Consider the following 20828-nt stretch of genomic DNA (forward strand, 5'->3'; position numbering starts at 1 on the left):
TCGCCGTGAGTGCAGCGCCTCGGCGTTCACTGGTACGCAGGGTTTCCGCAGCACTTCTTGTACTTGCGCTCCGAACCGCACCAGCAGGGTCCGTTGCGGGGAGGAGGCCAGTCTGCCGCCTCGCCCCTGCGGGCGAGCTCGGCAGCGTAGGACGAGCGGGTGTCCGAACCGTCGGGGGATCCTCCGCCGTCCTCCACGTGGGCCTCCAGCCCGCTGAGCGTGGCGCGGGCGACCGCGAGGTGCACAGCGCCCTGCTCCGACAGCTCCCGCAGGGTGCGTTCGACCTGCCGCAGGTGGCCGGCATGGTCGTCGCCGTACCCGTCCATGGCCCTCGGCCAGCGCTGGATGAGCTTTGCGAACTCCTCCGGCGGCCAGAACAGGACGCAGGTCTTCAGGGTTCCGGTGCGCGCGGCCCGGTCCTCTTCCAGCGCGGCGGCGAGTTCCTCGATCTCGGCTTCCAGGGGGCTGGGGCCATGTTCCCGTATCCGCTTGAGGCGGATCGGGTCGTGTGCCTCGTCCAGTGGGCGAGGATCGTCGACCAGGCCCGACTGGCGTCGCATGTGGAGCTCGTCGGCAGCGTCGTCCCAGTCGTCGTGCGGGGCCCCGAGCAGGCGCCGTGCCCGGTGGCGGGCGATGACGAGCATCTCCAGGTCGAAGCGGTCCGGGGAGGCCTCGACCGCCTCCGTCATGACCTGGATTCCGGCACCCAGGACGTGCGTGACACCGGCCGTGTACCACTCGGCCGCCGCCGCGTTGTCGTCGTGCTCCTCGAACGCCTCGCCGACGAAATTCCACGCGCCCGCGTGCCGGGGATGCCGCCTGCGGAAGGCGGCGGCCGCCTCGCGGGCCTGCTCCTCGCGTCCGGCGTCCCACAGTGCGTTGATCCGGAAGGCGTCCACCAAGTCCGGTTCTTCGCAGCCTCCGTCCTCAGGGCGGAGCAGCCGGTCGTACAGGGCCAGCGCCCTGTCGTACTCACCGGCGGCGCGCCAGGCGTCGGCAGCCTCCAGAAGCAGTTCCTCACGGTCCTCCGGGTAGCGCGTCACCAGGCGTTCGTACTCCTCGGCCTGCTGAGCGGGAGTGGGATCGGGGTCCGCCTCGCGGGGGGCGGGGATCCGCCCGGCCTTGCGTGTCTTCTTGTTCCTGCCGGTCGTATGGCTCTTGCGGGACATGGAACTCACCGTAGTGCGGCCGCTATTGAAGCCGAAGGGAAACCACCCGCGATCATCAACATGGGTGGTCCCACGGACCGTTCCGGTCAGGACACCGCTACCCTGCACGCTCCCTCATCACACTGTCCGTGCGGAACGTGCGTCGTCGATGGTCTCCGCGAGTGACTCGATGTCCGCCGCCAGAGCCCGCCAGGGGCGCGCGAGGTCGATGACGTGCCGCCAGATCGTCAGCAGGCTGCCACCGATCGGCACCTGTACCGTTCCAGGCTTGCCCGACGCGTACACGAGATGCCCCTCGGCCAGTCCGAGGCGGACGCAGTACGCCGTCATCTGGTACAGGTCGTCGCGCTCGGGGCCAGTCTTGAACTTGGCGTCGAGGACGACGGCCTGGCGCAGCACCCGGTCGTGGGGTGACGGCAGGTAGTGCACGAGATCCGGCTTGAGTACGTGCCTGCCCGCGGTGTCGAGATGGAAGGTGCGGTCCTGGGGTTCCGGCCGGCCGCCGATGCGGTGGCGCAGGGCTTCGCCGACGGCACGGGCGAGGTAGGCCTCGAACAGCCGCCACATCACGACCAGCATGCCGTCCACCGCGATGTCGCGTTCGCCGTCGAGTTCGTACGAGCCTCCGCGCAGGACGAGTTCGGCGAGGACGAGCGCATGCGCGTAGCGGGTGTTGCGCCGGTTGGGTGTCCAGCGGGGCACCGGCGCGCCGACCGGCAGGGGATGTACGCCCTCCAAGCGGGCGGTGAGCCGTTGCAGCCCGGCGCGTGCTCCGGGGTCGAGGCCCGGGACGCGCAGGAGGCGGCGTGCGGCGGCAAGGAGGATGCGGTTCTCGGGTATGTCGGGGGTGTGGTCGTCGTAGACGACTTCGAGGGGCACGGGGACGCCGGGTCTGCGCCGGAGCTGGTCGGCGTGGCGGATGCGGCCGCGGACGAAGGGCAGGGTGTCGTACGTCTCCTGGTAGTCGTGGAGCACGCCGTGCAGCAGGGCGCGTTCGGTGGCGGAGACGTAGGCGTGGGCGAGGGCGGGGAGGAGATCGGGGCGCGCCTCGGCCGTGACGGGGCGGGGGTCGAAGTGGACGCGGTCCGGCGCGTACGCGACGAGATGGAGGAGGCGGTCGACGGGGACCTTCGGGGTGATGGTCAGCTGCACGGTTCCGTCGCCTGAGCCGAGCCGTACCGCACCGACCCGGTCTCTGGCCTTCAGCCGCCAGCGGGTGGCCGTCACGGGGTGCATCCGGACGAGGCGCTCGTGGGCCGCGAGGGTGTCGACCTGGGCCGGAGTGAGATCCCAGGTGGTCCAGCCGTCGCCTTCCTTCAGCGGAATGGCGAGGGCGGTGTCCCGGCACTGGGCGGACTGCTGGAGGAGACGCGCGTTCACGAGGCAGCGGAACCGGTGCCGTCGCCCGAGGGCGGCTGGATGCCGAGCCGGTCGCGCAGGACGCCGAGTCCGTAGACCGCCTCCACGTCTATGGTGTCGCCCCAGTGGTGCTCGGTGAGGAGCGGGATGATCTGGGTCCGCCACAGGCGGTCCAGGGCGCCGTCGCCGGCGTGAGCGAGGTCCTGCATGAAGTAGGAGGGGCCGACGCGGAAGGAGTGATCGCCGGGGCTGGTCTCGGCGAGCAGGCGGTTGACCTCCCTGAACAGGCGGACGTAAGAGTCGTCGTACGCGGCCGGGTCCTCGCCCCGCTCCTCCGCCCGCCCGCGCAGCCAGGTGTCCAGGACGCCGTCCACCGGGGGCACATCGGGGTGCAGTTCGACGAAGGAGAAGCGGCGGCGCATGGCCGCGTCCATGTACGCCACCGAGCGGTCGACAGTGTTCATGGTGCCGAGGATGTACAGGTTGGGCGGGAGACGGAAGCCGCGGCCGTCGTCAGAGCCGTAGAGGAGGTGGACGCGCTCGGTGCGGTACTCCAGGAGGAAGTACAGCTCGCCGAAGATCTTGGCGAGATGGCCGCGGTTGATCTCATCGACGACCAGGACGAAGACCTCGGCGGGGCGCCTTTCCGCCTCGTCGGCGAGCTTGCGCAGCGGTCCCTTGACGAGGTCGTAGCCGAGCCCGCCGCCCTCGTCGCCGTCCTGCTTGCCCGCCAGGCGGGGGCGGATGCCCTCGAAGAAGTCCTCGTAGGCGTAGGCGGGGTGGAACTGGACCAGGCGAACGTTGGTCGCGCTGGAGGCGCCGGCCAGATGCCTGGCGAGGGCGAGTGCGATGTACGTCTTACCGGTGCCGGGCGGCCCGTGGAAGATCAGCTGCGGGGTGGCGCGGAGGAGTTCGACGCAGTCCTGGAGCCAGGTCGCGTCGGGCATGTGCAGTGCCTCGGCCAGCTCGGCGGTGGCGTCGGGCAGCACGGCCGGGCCCGTCGGGAGGGAGGCCGTGCGCGGCATGTCACCGATCAGAGCGAGGACGGTCTCGGCGTACTCGGTGGCCTCCAGGACCTGGGAGTCCGCGTCCTGGACCACCCCGGAGAGTCCGGAGGGCAGGTCCTTGAAGAAGTCCAGGGGCTTGTTCAGGTTGCGCCAGTCGACGGGGCGCTCCAGCCGCTCCGCGCCGTGGGTGGCCGGGCCGCCCACGACTCCGACGTACGTGTCGAAGCCGTCGGTGGACAGCACAATGTCGCCCTTGCGCATGCGGTTGAGGAAAGCGTCCAGTTCGCGGGCGACGGCCTCCCTGCGGGACGGTGCAGTCGCGGGAAGCGCCGCCTCGACCACCCGGCGGACGCTCTCCAGGTCGCGGGCGGCCAGGGTCGGGGGCTGGAAGCCCGTGTCGAGGGTGACAACCGAGTCGTCGCGCCACGGTCCCCGAATGAGGGGAACGCCGGTGGTCGCGTCCACCCCCCGGATGATCCAGAGCTGGCGGGGCAGCTCCTCGTCATCCGTCTCCGCTTCCCCGGGCGGCTGCGTGGCCGCCGCCAGCGCCTCCCACACCGGCATCCGCTGGTCGGGCAGGGCTCGGACAGTGTCCACGCTGCTCCGGCCCTCGTCGAGCAGGCCTTCTTCGGCGAGCAGCGAGCGCCACTGATCGCGTTCGAAGGGCCACATGGGCAGGCCCGCCCCTGCCTGCCCGTCCTCCCCGAGCGCCAGATACCAGCCCGGCGGGCGTGTGCCGCGCAGTACCGGACCGAGGACACCGGGGTCGACGTCGAACGCGGAGGCCAACTCCTTCAGAGCGACCCAGTGTCCCTCGTCAGGGAGCTTCTCCAGCGCGGTGACCGCGACGGTGACGAGGTGCTGCTGCCGTTCCCACCGCCGATAGCGCCGACCCGCCTCCGCATAGAAGTCGACGGGGTCCGGCCAGCCGTCGAGGGCGTCGGCGCCGAGACCGGTCAGCTGCCAGCGGCGGTTGCCCCGGTAGAGCCATCCGGCCCTGACGAAGTTGATCGCGGACCGGTTCACATAGTCCTTGAAGGGCGTCTTGTTCTCCTGCGGGGACTCGTCGACCGCGCTCGCCCAGTCCGCCTCCAGTCGCGGGTTCCTCGCGAGAACCCTCTCCCACAGTTCCCTGAAGACCAAGCCGTCCTGGGGCGCTTCCTCTCGCAGGACGGTGGCGGCGGTGTGCAGGGCTTGGGCCACGACGGTGGTGATGCTGGGCACGACGTCCCTTCTTCGCAGGGTACGAGGGTGGAGACCGCAGTCCCGGACGAAGCGCGGCTGCGGGGTACGCAAGCCCGGGCTCAGTCCAGCCCAACGGGGGTCATCGGCGTGACCGGGGTGTCGTCAGGACCGTTCGTCTGCACGAGGAGGAGGTCACCGACGGTGGCGTCGCGACCGAGGCCGAGGCTGGAGACCGGCACAGCGCCGGGCGCCTTCGCCGTACCGACGGGCTGAAGATGTAGCTCACCTGCCGCGCCCTGATAGGCGAGGACCGCCCACACCTCGTCGTGGCCGATGCGCGACACGACGCTGCTCAGCTTGTCGGGGAGAACCGCGCACACGACCGTGAGCCGTTGCTGCTCCGTCCTCGGGACGGGGAGCGCCGCGATCCGGTCCAGGACGCCGGGCAGGGCCAGAGTGCCCTCCAGCAGCCGTTGGACGGTCTCGCGCTCCTCGTCCCGGCCGTCCCCGGTCTCGGCGGCGGCGAAGTGCACCAGAGGAAGGCCGTCATCCAGGGTGCGCTGCCACTTGGGTAGCAGGAAATCGATGGTCAGGGCCTCTTCACGGGTGGGCGGGTGCACGTCGTCGCCCTCGCCGAACTGCGCGAGCCAAGCGTTGACGTCTCCCCAGCGCCATACCGGGGAGCGTCCGGCGATCCCTTCGGGGTCCGGGAAGGGGAGCTTGTCCTGCCGCCGCTCACCGTTCACCCACTGCTGGACGTTCTGCCGGGTGCGGTCGACACGCTCGGCGATGTCGGAGATGCCGACGAGGTCGGGGTCGGTCCGCAGCAACCGCAGGTCGGGCAGGAACGTGCGCAGACGTACGACGATGCGGTGGGCGGCGTCGATGGCGCTGCCCCCGCTCTCGGAGACGTCCAGGAAGTGCCGGCCCCGGTGGCGGGTCAGCACGCCGTCGAAGGTGTCGTGGACGATCTTGACGGTCTCGTCATCCTCCACGCCGATCCCGTCCACCACGAAGTGGAATTCGTACTCCATGACGCCCCAGCCCCCCATGCGTGTGCCTGTTCGCTCTTCCTGGCTGTTGTATGCCTGCGCCTTTCGATCCAGGGAACGCCCCCCTTGTTGCCAGCTTCGCCGAGTCCGTGAATGTTGTCAATTGACAACGCCACCACGGGGGGCTGCGCGAGGGTCACCCGGAGGCAGCGGACACCACTTCGCCTTGCGGCTGATACGGCGGGCCTCCTGGCCGGGGTTCTTCGGCGTGCCACCCACACGGATCACCGTGCAGTGGTCCCCACACGGGCAGTAGAGCGTGCCCCAGTGGGCCTCCGACCGGAGCACCCACCCCTCGTCGACGAGCCGCTTGAGGACCGCCCTGACCTCCTTGCTCGAATGGTCCGCCGCAGCGATCTCGCGTCCGACCACGCACGCCTCCACAAGCCGTCACCCGTCGATGAGCTGACCGTCAACTCCGGCAGGCCGATAAGCCTACCCGGCACCACTGACAATGACCGAAACTGCAATTCGGCGCTCACAACGGGGCGTTGCGGAAGATGATCGTCAACTAGCCTGAACAGGGCATGACTTGTGTGACGGGTGGGGCGTCGGCACCGCGCACTCCGCCCACACGGTCTTCCCCGGTCCCGGCCGGGCGCCGACACCCCAGCGCGTGGCGACGGCCTCGACGAGGAGCAGTCCCCTGCCGCCGTCGGCGTCCGCGGGAGTCTCGGACGCCGGTCCGGGGGGCTCGGGGCGACGCGGGTGCGTGTCGGACACCTCCACGCGTACGACGCTTGCAGCGCGGTCGTAGCGCAGGCGCAGCTCGAAGTCGCGGCCGGGGACGCGGCCGTGGAGCACTGCGTTGGCGGCGAGTTCGGCGACTACGAGAGCGACGGTGTCAGAGGCGGGGCTGCCGTACGGCGCGCCCCAGAGGTCGAGCCGGTGTACGGCGAGTCTGCGGGCAAGGCGGGCGCCTCGGCGTGTGGCGGAGAGACGTTGGGCGAACACACTCACGGTTACGGCCTCTTGGGCCGGTGACGCTGGCATGAACGTCAGCGTTCCGTTCCTGCTGGTCCCGCCAACAGGTACGACGCCCATACAGACGCGCTTGTATCAGTGCACACTCTGGACTGGGTGGGTAACTCCACGTGACCATGGGTGGGTTGGGCGGGGTTTTGTAAGACGCGGAAACGTGAGCACGGGAGGCGCTCGGCGATGACGGCGGACCATGGCGGAGGCGGTACGAACAACACTGAAGCGGAACTCTCCGACAGTCTCAAGACCTTCGGCGTCGTCCTGAAGGCGCTACGGGAGGAAGCGGGCCTGACACAGGAGGAGTTCGCGCTGCGGGTGCGGTATTCGGCCGCGTACGTCGCCAAGATCGAGCAGGGGAAGCGGTTCCCGCCGGCGGATCTGCCCCCGCGGGCGAGGGAGGTGCTGGGGCCGGTCGCGTTCAAGGTCCTCACGGCGGCGGCGAAGAGCCTGACGAGGAGGGCGGGGCTGGCGTCGTGGTTCCGGCAGTGGGCGGGGATCGAGGAGGAGGCCATCTCCTTGTATGCGTATGAGTGCCGGGCGGTTCCGGGGTTGTTGCAGCCGGAGGGGTATGCGAGGGCAGTGTTCGAGCGCAATCTGCCGCCGCTTTCGGACGAGCAGATCGAGCGCCAGGTATGCGCGCGTCTGGAGCGGCAGGAGTTACTGGCATCGCGGCCGAACACCGCCTTCAGCTTCGTCATCGAGCAGAGCATCCTGGAGAGGTGCATTGGAGGATCCACCGTCGCCAAAGAAGTCATCGATCACCTCCTCCAGGTGGGGCAACAGCACAACATCGAGATCCAAGTCATGCCGCTTCGGCAGGAAGACCACTGCGGCGTCGAGGGGCAGATGTACCTCGCCGAGACACCAACCCACCAGTGGATCGGCTACACAGAGGGGCAACGATCGAGCAACCTGATCACAGCTCCGAACGACTTGAGTGTCCTCCTTCAGCGCTATGGCAAACTGCGTTCCCAGGCCCTGGACTGCCGGGCTACCGTGAGCCTGCTGAAACAGATGCGAGGAGCACTATGAGCACCACTGATCAGCTGCACTGGTTCAAGAGCAGCTACAGCGGGGGTGAGGGCGACAACTGCGTCGAGGTCGCCATGCGCCCCGAGGCGGTCCACGTCCGGGACTCCAAGGACAAGGGCATCCGTCCCCTCGTCGTCGCGCCGACCGCCTGGGCTGCGTTCACCGCGCTCGCGGCGGGCTCGTCGCTGGACGGCTGAGTTCGCTTCGTACGTGATGTTCGCGGGCGGGCACGGGAGTTGGTTCCGTGCCCGCCCGCTGGTCTGCGCCCTTGTGCCCTACTTCTCTTCGTCCTCGCCGATCAGGTTGAGGATGTCCAGCTGTATGTCGCCACCCTCGATCTCGTCTAGACCGAACAGGCCTCCACTCAGCTGGTTTGTGGCGGACTTGCCCCGCCGCTTCTTCTTGGTTGCTGGTGTCGCCGGTCGCTGCGGCGGACCTCCGGCCGGGGTGACGCGGGTCAGCGGGCTCGTGCCCGGCGGGTGGCGCGGGCCCTCGGCGGGGGGCGGGGTGAGGGAGGGGTGCGTGAAGGGGCGGCCGTCCGCCATGGCCTCGTAGACCCTGACGATTTCCTTCTTCGTCTCCTCGAACAGTTCCGGCTGCTTGTTCTTGAACGCCCGGAAGCTGTCCAGCACGAGGTCCACGTCCGCGCGCTCGATCCCGTACAGGTGGAAGTACGCGGCATCCAGCTCGGCACGCATCAGGAAGCGGCGCTCCTCGTCCCAGACGAAGGGTGGGCCGTCGTCGCCGAGGTACTTCGCCCAGGGGGCCATCTCATAGGAGGTGTAGGTGAGTTCGAGGACTCGGGGGCGAATCCAGTCGGCGAGGGGGGTGTCCTGAGTCCAGGGGGCCGAGAGCTTGTATGTGGCGAGGGGGAGGACGGGGAGCTGTTCCATTACGAAGTAGGTGAGATTGGCTCCGGGCATCTTTTGGCGGGCCGCAAAGTCCAGGACAAAGGCCGAAAGGTTTGCCAATAGGCCATGCACCGGAGCCATCGAGTCGAACGATACGAACAATGGGATAGCGTGACCTACCGCCACCCTGGGGAGCACAGAGGGAATGACGGTTCTGGCATCCGAGCCACGACAAACGTTCCGCCATCCCATAAGCCATCCATACGTCCAGGCCGGACGCAGTCTGGATCGGTCCTCGGCAAGCCTTTCCTCGACCTCGCTCTCAGCGACCCAGTGGCGTGGCAGCGGCACCGCAGAGGGGTCCCTGTGCTGTTGCACATCCAGTCTAGGCAGTGTGTTCATACGGAGTTGCGCTTCTGTGGCGCCTTCGAACGTGCTGAACCGAGCGTCGAAGTGGTGAATGAACTTGCCTTCGTACAGCGGTAGACACCGATCTGACTGCTTGGCGAAAACAGTCCCCCGGCGCTCCCATCCCGCTTCTTCCAGGGCTTCGCCCACCTTGAACAACCCTGAGTCGCCGGACATGTGGAACATGGTCATAAACGGCGCCGGACCCAACCACTCGCCCGTAGCGCCGCCGTGCGTACGTCGCAGCACCGGCACTCGCTGCTGCATTTCTTGCAGTACCCGCAGATGCTCTGGACTTTCACATACAGGTGCCGTTAGCGTATTCGGATTGATACGCGCAAAACCCTGGGCGTCCAGCACAAACGTGCGTCCGTCGAGCTGATCCGGACGACGGGCACGGAAGGCGAGATCCACCTCCCCATTCTCACTGGCAAGGGATGGCCCGGTGATCGTGAACAAGCAGAAACGATACGAATGATGAACCGCCGGAAATAGCTTCTCCTCATTCTCCAGATCCAGCACGGCCACCATCTGCCGCTTCTCCACCAGATCCGAGAAGAACCCCGCCGTCGTCTTGTCCGTGGCGATCCCCGTCGGCAGAACCAGCCCCGCCATCCCCTCCGGCCCGATCAACTGCCGCGCCTTCTCCGCGAAGACCGCGTACGTGTTCACGTCACCGAAGCCGGTCTTCGGGAACAGGCCCGACTTCCGGTACATGGTGACCCGGCCCTTGGACTCCCGCTGGTCGAACTGGTACTCCGCGTACAGTCGGCGGTCACCCTCGTTCGGCCGGCCCTCTTCGTCCACGCTGGTCGCGAGCGCCTCGATCATTCGGTCGCGGATGCTGGCCGTGTCCGCCGCGGCGATCTTCTCGTCCCGCGCGGCGAACCATTCCTTCTTCTGGATCTTGACCCGCTCCCACGGCGGATTGCCCAGGACAGCGTCGAAGCCGCCCTGCCAGCCGGTCTCCGGGTTGACGTCCTCCCCATGGGCGTCCTCGACCCGGAAGACGCGCGGGAACTCCAGGTGCCAGTGGAAGAACTGGTTGCGGCGGACGATGTCCCGCAGCATCAGCTCGGCCGCCTCTTCCTGCAGCGGCCGGTCCTCCTTGTCCTTCTCCACGGCCCGCAGCACGTTGGTCGTGATCGCCGTGGGCGCGCCCTTCTGCTTCGGCCAGAGGAATGACGCGCACCAGACGTCAGCGACGCGCTTCATGTGCCGCAGCTCGGGCTGCTTCTCGAACTGCCGGTGGGCGCGGGCGTGCTGGCGTACCTCGGCCAGGCTGTGGTCGCCGATCTTGGCGACCTTCTCCGCCTCCACGCGCACGGTCGCCGTACTCGTGTGCACCACCGGTTCGGTGAACGGCAGCTGCGACTCGCCGCGCTGTTCCTTCTCGTTCTGCTGGCGCAGCTTGGTGACGACCGGCTGATCGTCTCCCTCCAGCTTCTCGAAGGCACCGTCCGGGATGCCCCGTTCCAGAACGGCCGGGGTGGCCCCCAGCAGGGCGTTCCCCGTCTTGATCCGGTCGTCGAGGTACGCGAGCGGCTCGCCGGGTGTCAGGGACTCCAGCCACAGGGACACCTTGGCCAGCTCGGCGGCGAGCGGGTTGATGTCGACGCCGTGGACACAGTGCCGTACGACCTTGGCCATCGCCTCGCGGACCAGCTCCGGGGCCGGCTGGGTCTCGCCATGGACCATCTGCGCGTAGCGCAGTGCGATCCGTCGCGCCCCGGCGACCAGGAAGTGGCCCGAACCACAGGACGGGTCCACGAAGTTGATCCGCAGGAGGTGGTCCGGGATACCTGAGGCGGCGTGCCGCTCTATGACCGGGTCCAGGGCGTTGTCGAGCAGCTTCTCGATGAGAGAGGACGGGGTGTAGTAGGAGCCCGTCAGCTTGCGCTTGTTGCCCGCGACGAGGTCCTTGAGCTCGAACAGCTCGTTCTCCGGCTCCCGGGCAGGGACGAGCTCCAGCAGGGACTCGTAGACGCTGCCCAGTTCCTCGGCGCCCAGGTGGCGGTAGTCGACCCGAGTCGTCCGGCCCTTGTCCTTGATGCGGGAGAGCAGGCGTACGGCTTCCAGCAGGCGCTCGTTGGGGAGCTTTGCGGCCCTCAGGGGCTCGGGGCCGCCCGGCAGGAGGGTGGGCTGGGCCTCCTGGTCGATCTCGTCGGGCTCGGGGAGGTAGTAGAGGCCGCCGAGTTCGGGGAGCGCCAGCGCCGGTTCGCCGCCGATGGTGCCCAGGGCGTTGAGGACGCGGACGAGGCCCTGCCACAGGTCGGTGTGGTGGTCGCCCTTGCGGCGGGAGGCGATGCGGCGCAGACGGGCGGTGGAGAAGTACAGCTGGTAGCGCTCGCGGGCCGCCTGGTTCGCCTTCACCTCGGCCTTGGTTGCCTTGCGGTCGGGGTGTACGAGCAGCGCGTCGCGGTCCTCGGCGACGAAGAGGAAGATCAGCTGGTAGGCGAGGCGCAGCAGTTCGTGGTGGAAGTCGTCGAGGGCGCGGCGGCCTCCGGCCGTGATCGCCTCGGACAGGGCCGGGTTGTTCTGGAGGAAGCCCGTACCGAGGATGTTCAGCGCCTTGGCGACCTGGTCGCGCAGGAGGTTGCGGGAGCGGATGCCCGTCTCGACGGCGAAGTCGCGCCACCACTCCAGGCGGCAGTCCGCGGGAGTGAGCTTGATCTCCTCAAGGGCCGCGGACTCCTCGCCCTCCTCGTCCTCGGTCTCCTCCTCTTCCTCCTCCGCAACAACCGCGCCCCTGCGCTTCTTCTCCGGCTTGGGCACCAGCTCCAGGCGGGAGGCGTGCAGCAGCGCGTACATCAGCAGGAAGTCGGAGAAGTCGCCGCCGCCGAAGATCGCTTCGAGGTCGAACTCGACGTAGGCGGAGCCGACGAGGGCAGTGGAGTCGCGCAGCAGGCGCAGGACGCGGCCGTTGGAGAGGATGCCCCACAGGTGGTCCGGGGAGGCGTTGAGCAGCTCCTGCATCATCGACTGGGGAACCCGGGAGCTGCCCGCCGACCAGCGGTCGAGGGGCGTGGTCCAGCCGAGGAGGTGGACGGGGAGGTGGTCCTGCCACTGGTGGCTGACCTGGTAGGGGTCGCGGCCGGGGAGGCGGATGCCGCCGCGGCGGGCGGGGAGGCGGCCGTAGCCCAGTTCCTCCAGGAGGGTCAGCAGCCAGACGCGGGTCGCCTTCGTCGGGTCGGCCTTGCCGTCGAGCTCCTTCAGCTCCTCCTGGAGGGAGGTGTACGCGGCGCGCAGGGCGTTCCACTTGCGGCTGGCCGCGTCCTCGATGCGCACGCCCCGCCCGAGGCCGTACTCGGCGGGCGCGCTGCCGGGCAGTTCGGGGTCACCGGCGCGGATCTTGCCGAGGAGGTCGGCGGAGAGCAGGCCGCCTTCGACGCGTACGGCGGCGGAGGCGGGGAGGCGGTCGGGGGCGAGGGCGGTCACCGGTCTCCTCCGGAGGCGGGCTGCTGGGCGGCCGGGGCGCTGAGGTACACGTACACGCCGAGCAGGTCGGGGTCGCCGGACGGCTGGACGTCGATGCGGCGTACGGCGGCGGCGCCACGCTCGCGGCCGCGCTGGCCGGCGGCCTCGCGGACCCGCTGGTGGGCGTCGCGCAGCCGGTCCGCGAGGAGGCGTCCACGGGCCTTCAGGTGGCTGTCGACCTCGTCGTCGTCGAGTTCGGCGGCGGCGCGGGCGGCCTGCTGGTCGCGCAGGGCGGGCAGGGTGTTGAGGTCGGGTGTCGCGGTGAGCAGGGCGGCGGTCTCCTCGTCGGACAGCCAGGCACGGCGGCCGTCGTCGCCGGTGCGCCAGGCGAGGACCTGGGCGTCGTCGGCGACCAGGACGCGCGGGTCGTCACTCGCCGTGCGGCCGGGCAGGGTCAGGCGGAAGCGGTAGCGGGCCAGCAGCAGGACCGTGCGGCGTTCCACGACCGCGGTGCGGATCACGCCGAGGCGCCGGGCCGGGCGCTCCTCGGGGGGCAGGCCGGTGTCGACGGCCGCGTCGAGGAGGTAGCGGGCGAGGGCGCGTACGGCGGGGTCGGTGCGGGACAGGGCGTGTTCGCCCCGGGCGACGGGGAGGTCATCCCGGAAGACGAGGTCGCGGGCGGCGGTCTTGGCGCGTCCCTTGGCCTTCGCCCTGGGTGCGCCGCCCGGTGCCGCGGTCTGGTCGCCGTCCTCGTAGTAACCGAGGCCGTGCTTGAGGCCGGTGGGCAGTGGGTCGACGGGGACCTTGAAGCCTCCGTCCCGGGCGTCGCCGATCGGCTGGGCGCCCAGCTGGGCCAGGGCCTCGCGCGTGAAGGTCGCGATGTCGCCGGGGTCGCCCAACGCCTGCCGCAGGGCGGCCAGTTCCGCCTCCACCTCCTCGGGGCGCAGGCCGGAGTGGGCGAACTTGGTGAGGACCTTCGACTCGCGTTCGGCGGCCGACTCCCACTCCTTGTGCAGGGCCTCGCGAGCCTGTCCGAAGTCGGGGTCGTCCTCGAAGTCGAGGGTGAGCTGGCCCTCGGGCTGCTTGCCGCGCAGCAGCAGCGCGCTGGCGAGGGCTTCCAGGACGCCCCGGCCCTGGTCGGGGACGAGGACGGCGACGCCGGTCTGGTCGGCGATGTCCTTGTGCTTCTGGATGAGGACCTTCAGGACGAGGCCGTCGATGCCGGTGTCCGTGTCGTAGACGGTGATCTCCCGGACGCGGCGGCGCGGCTGGCCGAACCGGTCGACGCGGCCCGCGCGCTGGAGGTGGCGGGTCGGGTTCCAGGACAGGTCGTAGTGGATGACGGCGCCGAAGTGCTCCTGGAGGTTGACGCCCTCGGAGAGGCAGTCGGTGGCGACCAGGACGTGCCGGCCCCGACGGGCGGTCAGCTCGTCGACGCGGGCCTGCCGGGCGTCGGGGTGCAGGGTTCCGGTGACCGCCTCCACGCTGGCGCTGCGGCCCAGCTCCTCCTTGAGGTGCTGGGCGACGTACTCGGCGGTCGGGATGTAGTGGCAGAAGACGATCGGGTCGTAGCCGTCGACGAGCTGCCGCTTGACCCGGTCGACGAGGATGCGCAGCTTGGCGTCCGTCCCGGGGCCGGCCAGGGCGTCCGCCCAGTCGGCGAAGTCGGCCAGGGCCTTGGCCTCGCTCGTGCGTCGCGCGGAGGGCTTCTCGGGGGCGGTGGCGTCCTCGCCGGGAAGTGAGCCGGGCACCACGTCGATGCCCTCGGCGGTCTCATCGTCGGTGAGTTCGAAGGCGGCGGCCCGGCCCAGTTTGTCCGCCTCGGCCGGGGTGCGAGTGGCGGCGATCAGGGAGCGGGTGCGCAGGGTCGCGGCGGCCGCGGCGGGCGAGGACAGCACGCAGCGCAGCAAGGTGAGCGCCGTCCACCAGGACATGCGCTGGTGGTGGTCGCCGCCGGGGCCGCGTACCTGCTGGCGGGTGTAGGCGAGCATGTCGGCGACGAAGCGCGCGTAGTCCGGGTCGAGGCGGTAGAGGGCGTCCTGGGTGTCCCGGTCCTCGGGGAAGGGCGTCTCCTGGCCGACGTACCGCTTGATGTCGTGGCGGCGGCGCTGCACGAAGTGGCGGGCCAGCTTGTCGCGGTCGGCGGACCGGGTGGTGTCCAGGGTGCGCAGGGAGGGGTCGAGCAGGCCGGTCAGCTTGGAGAAGGCCTGGGGGTCGCCGCTGTGCGGGGTGGCGGTGACGAGGATGAGGTGGCGGTCGCGCTCGGTGCGGTCGGCGAGCGCCGACAGCAGCTCGTACCGCTTCTGCTGCTCGTTGCCGCCGGTTCCGACGCAGGTGTGCGCCTCGTCGACGATGAGGATGTCGGGGCAGTGGCGGCGGAAGGCGTCGCGGCGCTCGTCCTGCTTGATGAAGTCGGTCGAGACGACGGTGACCGGGTAGTGGTCGAAGATCGACCGGTCGGGGTCGTCGATCGCCTTCTGCAGCCGCGCGGCCGTGGACGGCAGGACCAGCTCGGGCTCCATGCCGAACTTGTCGCGCAGCTCGCGCTGCCACTGCTCGGCGAGCGAGGGCGAGCAGAGCACGGTCATGTTGCGGGCCGAGCCCTGCTCCATGAGCTCCTTCGCGATCAGCGCGGACTCGACGGTCTTGCCGATGCCGACGTCGTCGCCGATGAGGAGGCGCACGGGGTCCATGCGCAGTGCCATCATCAGCGGCACCAGCTGGTACTGGCGGGGCTCGACGGCGACCGCGTTCAGTGAGCGGAAGGGACCGGCGCCCGCGGTGGAGGCGATGCGCAGAGCGGTGCGCAGCAGGGAGGCCGAGGCGAAGTCGCCGGCCTCGCCCGGCACGGCCCGGGGGCGGCCGAAGCCCGGCTCGCGGACCTCCTCCGGGAAGAGGGCGGCGACGAACTCGCGGTCCCCGTCCAGGGGTTGGGCGAGCACCAGGTCCTCGGTGGTGCCCGGCAGGACGACCCAGTCGCGGTCCCGGGCGCGCACGAGGGTGCCAGGCGCGTGGCCGGTCGGGCTGCTCATCGGTCGCCTCCCCTGTGGTCGCGGCCGATACCGAAGACGTCCGGGTATGCGCGCACGGTGTCCTTCCAGTCGGGTTCGGCTCCGGCCCTGATCACCAGCCAGCCGTCGTCCATCATGCGGTATTCGTCCTGCTCGCTGAGGCGCCGGGCGCCGTCGTACTCCAGGAACACGGCGACCTCCGCGCCGGGGAGGTGGTAGACCGCGTCGGCCGCGTCGGTGGCCGTCTCGTCGGGAGGCCGGTGGCCACCGTCCGCGAGGAGCCGTACGAACGCCTCGACGGGAGTGTCCGATGCCGGTTCCCGACGCGGAGCGGGTGCCATCGAGGATTCCGGGCGGGACTCGTCCTTCGTGCTGGACCGGGCCAGCGCCACCAGCCACGGCGCCGCGCGGTGCCGGTCGATACGCCGGTGGAAGCCCTGGTTGGAGTAGGACAACAGGCAGTCGTAGCAGCCCAGTTCGCAGCGCTCGGGAGCGCCCTCCGCCCGGTCGAGGTCCTTGCCGTGCTCGTCGTAGTGGATGATCCGCAGGGCCTCCTGCGCCACCAGCTTGAGGGCGTTCTCGTCGTCGTACAAGCGGCGCAGTACGCCCGCGCCGCCCTCGGCGCTCTCGACGAACAGGGTCCGGCCGCGCCGCTCGGCGTCCGGCAGGTCCTCGCTCTCCAGCTCGGAGTCCTCCAGCTGGAAGTGCGCCTCGATGCCGCGCTCCAGCGCGTAACGCAGGGAGACCGCAGTGATGTCGTCGACCGGCTCCGCCAGGCGCAGGACGGCGATGTTCTTGGTGTCCTGGGCGTACGGGATGACCTGCAGGGTGCGCTGCGCCCGGTCGAAGGACGCCAGGGACTCCTCCTCCGCGGACTCCTCCTGGGCCATGCGGGCGGCCTTGCCCTCCGAAAGCCATCTGCCGCTGACCGGGTCCAGCCAGAAGCCCTGGCCCGAGCGGTCCTTGGCGTCCCGTTTGCGGTAGCCGAGGTTGAGGACACGGACGTTCGCCGAGTCCCCGTAGGCGACCTCCGCGAGGAGCGCTCCGTCCGCGCCGCGTACCTGGGCCTCGTACACGCCGCCCGGGGCGTACCGGTAGACGGTCCGCAGGTGGAAGCCCCGCTTGAGGCGTTCCTCCTCGTCGGAGGAGATGCGTCGGCGCGGCTCCGCGTGCACCTGCGTGAGCTGCATCAGCTTCGGCAGGGTGCGGTGGAGGGGGACGTCGCAGTTCTCGCAGCGGTCGGCGCCCTCGACCCGGTCGTGCCAGTAGCCGCAGGCCTCGCAGAGCCTGATGTCGCTGGTGGCCACCTGCCCGGGGCGGTCGCCCATCGGGACCGTCACGCGGTCGATGGTGTAGCGGTTGCCCTCGTGGTAGATCAGCGCACCGGGCCCGAACTCGCCGATCGCGATGAAGCGGGGGCGCTGGATGTAGGCACCGTTGCGCTGCCCGTACATGCCGGCCGCGCGCTCTCCCGGCACGTAGGCCGCCAGCGGCAGGCGGGGGAAGGAGTAGCCGGGCAGGAATCCCTCGGAGGCGAAGTAGCGGTAGGTGTAGAAGTCGCTGTACGACTCGGTGTCGGCCTCGTTGCGCAGCAGCTTCAGCTGGTTCTCGGCCTCGGCGCGCCGGCCGGCGGCGATGTCGCGGTCCCTGCGGCTGAGGGAGAGGTCGTTGGCCCGGCGGTGCTGCTGTTCGACCTCGGTGCGGGCGGTGCGGTAGAGGCGGCGCCAGCGCTCGCACGCGGCGTCGAGACTGCCCAGAGCCTGGCGGACGGTGCGCTCGACCCAACCCTCGTACCACCACGACGAACCCGAGAGTTCGTCGTGAAGGGGCGCGAGGACCTCGGTGGCCCGGCTGATGGCGCGCATCCGGGCCGTCTCGCTGTCCAGGTCGTCCTGCACTCGTGGCAGGAGGTTCAGCGGCCACCGCCCGTCCGGGTCCGCGGTCTCGGCGTCGAGCACGTCGGTGAGCCGACTGCCGAGGTGGACGCCCGTCTCGGCCAGCCAGACCGAGTGGACGTGGGAACGGATCAGCTCCTCGTTGGCGAGATCGAGGCGGGGCGGGGTGACGCTGCCGGACACCATGAGGCCGGGGCGGCGGAAGTAGTACTGGTCGTGCGGGGACCCGGTCGAGCAGTAGGTGGTGACGAGCGCGGGCTTGCCCCCGCGCCCCGCTCGCCCGGAACGCTGTGCGTAGTTGGCCGGGGTCGGCGGGACGTTGCGCATGCCGACCGCGTTCAGCTCGTCGATGTCGACGCCCAGCTCCATCGTGGGGGAGCAGTAGAGGATCTCCAGGTCGCCGTCCCGGAACGCGTCCTCACGCAGGCGGCGGACTGTGGAATCCACCTGCGCGGTGTGCTCGTGCGCCCTGATGCCGGTGAGCCCGGCGGACCCGGCACGGTACAGGTCGCGGAAGTACGGGTTGACGCGGACGTCGGCCTCGGCGTCGGTCACCTTGCGCACGGGATCGGGCTCGGGCTTCGTCCCGTCCCCCGGGAGCCAGCGCAGGGCGGAGGCGCGTAGCTGGTGACCGTAGGTGCCGTCGCGGTCCTCCTGCACGACAGCGAGCAGCCCGCACTCGCGCAGCACGCGCATCAGGTCCCTGATGACGGCGTCGGCATCGGCGACGGAGATGCGCTTTCCGGCCTGGCCCGGCAGGTCGGAGAACTGGCCGATGCGCCGGAGGTAGCGGCCGTACGCGCCGAGGCCGCTGAGGTGCACCGCGTCGGCCGCGGTGCCGGTCCGGCCGGGGCCCGCGTAGGCGAGCCGCTCGCGGACCCGGGGCTCGCGCGCGGTGATGGCCCAGGGTGCGACGAGATGGGTCTCGCTGATCCTGCCGAGCCGGTCGAAGCCCTCCTGGGTGAGGCAGCCCACTTCCACCGCGAGGGAGCGCCGCAGTTCGTCGAGGAGGTCGCGGCACAGTTGTTGACGGTGAGCGGCTGTGTCGCCGGTGAGCAGGGGGTGGCAGCCCTCCCAGGACGCGGTGTCGGCAGCGATCTCGACAAGGGACGTGTAGTCGAAGCGCAGCAGGCCGGTCTGCGAGAGGTTGGGCATGGTGACGCGCCAGCCGCGTTCCAGGTCGGCGTAGACGCGGTAGGCGAGCACGTCGCGCAGTGCCGAGTGGGCGAGATCGCGCTGGTGGAACCGGGCGGTCGGCACCCTGGCGTAGGTGTCCAGCGGGAGATCGAGGGCGTCGAACACGGCCTGGGGCAGCCGGTCGTAGGTCAGGCCCTGCTCCCCCGCCGCCGCCAGCGCCCGGTACAGGGCGCCGCGCACCTGGCTGACCAGGGCAAAGTCGTTGAAGTGACCGGCCTGGAGGCTGGCGTCCTGCCGGTTGTCGACGAAGGTGAGGAGCTTGCGGGCTTTCTTCTTCAGCTCGGGCTGCTCACGCAGGGAGCGTACGACGCGGGAGCTGATGAGCGAGACGGCGGAGCTGCGGCCCTCCGCGGAGAAGGTGCCCAGCTTGGCGAGATCCTTGAGCCGCAGCTGCTCGTACGACGTGCGGCAGTGCAGGCAGAAGCGGAACGGGGCGGCGATCCACCAGGCGCGCAGCCCCGTGCCGGGTTCGGCGGCATGGCCGTCGGGGCCGATCCACACCTCCTGCGGGAGGTCTCCGGATCGCGCCTTGAGGACGGTGGACCGGCCGTCGTCGTCCGTCTCGACCCAGCTGGCCGGGAGGCGCCGGAACACGGCCTCCTGGTCGTCCGCATCCGGCCAGGGGCGGTCTTCGCTGACGTAGAGGAAGCCGTCGCCGTCGGCGGCCGGAGCGTCCGGGTCCTCCCGTGCCTCGAATACCGTGCCCTCGTGCTCGGCGGGGCGGGTGACCACCAGGTACTCCTTGCCGCAGTCACGGCAGAAGTGCAGGGGGACGAGCGGCTTGTCACGGTGGTCGGGGACGCGGATCTGGTACTGGCTGGTGAGGTGGCGGCGGCCGGGAGGTTCGAAGCTGGTGTAGACGGTGTCGCCCTTGGACAGGAACTGGTGGAGCCGAAAGGCGAACAGGGGCTTGTCCAGCTCCCGGTGCCTGACCTTGGCGCCGACGTGCAGCACGGTCTCGATGGCCCGGTGGCAGACCTCGGCGGGCGCCCCGCTGGCGTCGGCGAGCAGGGCGGCGGCCTGCGGGATGGTGAGTGGCGGACGGCGGACGAGCCGACCGCTGGGCTCCTCGACGGCCAGCCCCACGGTGTCCTCCACCCAGACGGCGAGGGCGTCACGGCTCAGGTCGTCGTACTCGGCCGGGAGCTCGTGAGGCGTGGCGGCAGCGCGCCGCACCGCATCGGCGAGCGGTTCACGGGGATGGACTCCAGGCACGGCGTCGGCACCGGGGTCGGTCGAGCGCTCCAGGGTTTCGCCGATGACACGGTCCGGACGGATCTCCGTACCGAACAGGCGTGAGGCCACGCCGGCGATCTCCTTCCGGGCCTCGGCGAACGTGACGCCTGTGGCCATCGTGGCCGAGGTGCCGACGCACTGAAGACCGGGTGCTTCGCAGGCGTCCCGCAGCCGTCGGACGAGGAGGGCTACGTCGGCACCCTGACGTCCTCGGTACGTGTGCAGCTCGTCGAGGGTGAGGAAGCGCAGGCCGCGGGCGGCGCCGATCAGTTCCCGCCGCTCGTCGGGGCGGGTGAGGAGATACTCCAGCATCACGTAGTTGGTGAGCAGGATGTCCGGCTTCTTCCGCAGCACCTGGAGTTTCTGCTCGGAGTCCTCCTGGCCCGTGTACCGGGCGAAGGTCACCTTGTTGCGGCGGTCCTCCGGGATGCCCCAGGTGAGGTACTTCTCCAGCTCGTGGAGCTGGCTGTTGGCCAGTGCGTTCATGGGGTAGACGACGATCGCCGAGATGCCGTCGGGATTCGGGTGCCGCAGCACCCGGTCGACGATCGGCACGATGTAGGTCAGGCTCTTGCCAGAGCCGGTGCCCGTGGTGAGCACGTACGAGTCCCCGCGGTCGGCGGCGACGATGGCCTCACGCTGATGCTCGTGCAGGGAGAGGGTGCGGCTGCCCGGGTCGTCCGGATGCTTCTTGTGCCGGAAGTACTCCCGGCACATCGGATGCAGCAGACCGTCGTCGCACATCGCAGCCACGGTCCCGCCACTGCGGAAGGTGGGGTTCAGGGCCAGCTTGGGGTCGGGCCAGCGAGTCTTGCGCTCGCGCTCGTCGGCAAGATGACGTTCGATGTCCGGATCTCGCACGGCGACGAGGGAGCTGGTGAACGCCTCGTATTCGGCGATGAGGTCATGATGGACACCGAAGACGTCCATGGGTCGGCCGTGCCCCCTTGAGTTCTGTACCAACGCTTGTCCGTGTGCCGCGTCCCCAAGATCGGCCGACGGCCGGACGACGACCACGCAACTGAGCC

10 protein-coding genes are annotated in these 20828 nt (G+C 70.0%); 2 read left to right on the forward strand and 8 right to left on the reverse strand.

Going from position 1 to position 20828, the window contains the following annotated elements:
• Positions 1 to 26: 26 nt before the first annotated feature.
• From LE548_RS33320 to LE548_RS33340, 5 genes are all read right to left on the reverse strand, one after another.
• A complete protein-coding gene (locus tag LE548_RS33320; RefSeq protein WP_225100745.1) occupies positions 27 to 1169 on the reverse strand; it encodes an SEC-C domain-containing protein in 1143 nt (380 codons plus the stop codon).
• 117 nt (positions 1170 to 1286) lie between these two features.
• A complete protein-coding gene (locus LE548_RS33325) occupies positions 1287 to 2549 on the reverse strand; it encodes an McrC family protein (protein ID WP_225100746.1) in 1263 nt (420 codons plus the stop codon).
• Positions 2546 to 4759: an AAA family ATPase gene (locus LE548_RS46175; protein ID WP_225100747.1), complete on the reverse strand. Its 2214-nt coding sequence runs from the start codon at positions 4757 to 4759 to the stop codon at positions 2546 to 2548. The genes LE548_RS33325 and LE548_RS46175 overlap by 4 nt, the downstream gene beginning before the upstream one ends.
• 80 nt (positions 4760 to 4839) lie before the next feature.
• On the reverse strand, positions 4840 to 5754 hold the full coding sequence (locus LE548_RS33335; RefSeq protein ID WP_225100748.1) for an AlpA family transcriptional regulator: 915 nt from the start codon (positions 5752 to 5754) through the stop codon (positions 4840 to 4842).
• Between the two features lie 525 nt (positions 5755 to 6279).
• Entirely contained in the window at positions 6280 to 6726 is a 447-nt protein-coding gene (locus LE548_RS33340; RefSeq protein ID WP_225100852.1) for an ATP-binding protein, read from the reverse strand.
• A 207-nt stretch (positions 6727 to 6933) separates the two neighbouring features.
• On the opposite strand from LE548_RS33340, the gene LE548_RS33345 reads away from it, so the two are divergent.
• Both LE548_RS33345 and LE548_RS33350 read left to right on the forward strand, forming a co-directional pair.
• Complete coding sequence (locus LE548_RS33345) at positions 6934 to 7785, forward strand: helix-turn-helix transcriptional regulator (RefSeq protein WP_225100749.1); 852 nt, start codon at positions 6934 to 6936, stop codon at positions 7783 to 7785.
• On the forward strand, positions 7782 to 7982 hold the full coding sequence (locus LE548_RS33350; protein ID WP_225100750.1) for a DUF397 domain-containing protein: 201 nt from the start codon (positions 7782 to 7784) through the stop codon (positions 7980 to 7982). Before LE548_RS33345 ends, LE548_RS33350 begins: the two co-directional genes overlap by 4 nt.
• A 78-nt stretch (positions 7983 to 8060) precedes the next feature.
• Here the strand turns inward: LE548_RS33350 and LE548_RS33355 are convergent, their stop codons facing one another.
• Genes LE548_RS33355 through LE548_RS33365 form a run of 3 tightly spaced genes read right to left on the reverse strand, consistent with a single transcriptional unit; the run spans position 8061 to position 20730 of the window.
• Positions 8061 to 12482: an Eco57I restriction-modification methylase domain-containing protein gene (locus LE548_RS33355; RefSeq protein ID WP_225100857.1), complete on the reverse strand. Its 4422-nt coding sequence runs from the start codon at positions 12480 to 12482 to the stop codon at positions 8061 to 8063.
• Positions 12479 to 15493 (reverse strand): DEAD/DEAH box helicase, encoded by a 3015-nt coding sequence (locus LE548_RS45645; RefSeq protein WP_263636871.1) that lies wholly within the window; start codon positions 15491 to 15493, stop codon positions 12479 to 12481. The genes LE548_RS33355 and LE548_RS45645 overlap by 4 nt, the downstream gene beginning before the upstream one ends.
• Positions 15490 to 20730 (reverse strand): DEAD/DEAH box helicase, encoded by a 5241-nt coding sequence (locus LE548_RS33365; protein ID WP_225100751.1) that lies wholly within the window; start codon positions 20728 to 20730, stop codon positions 15490 to 15492. The genes LE548_RS45645 and LE548_RS33365 overlap by 4 nt, the downstream gene beginning before the upstream one ends.
• Positions 20731 to 20828: the final 98 nt, after the last annotated feature.

It is taken from the genome of Streptomyces sp. CoH27 (genome assembly GCF_020181035.1).
Lineage (GTDB): Bacteria > Actinomycetota > Actinomycetes > Streptomycetales > Streptomycetaceae > Streptomyces > Streptomyces camelliae.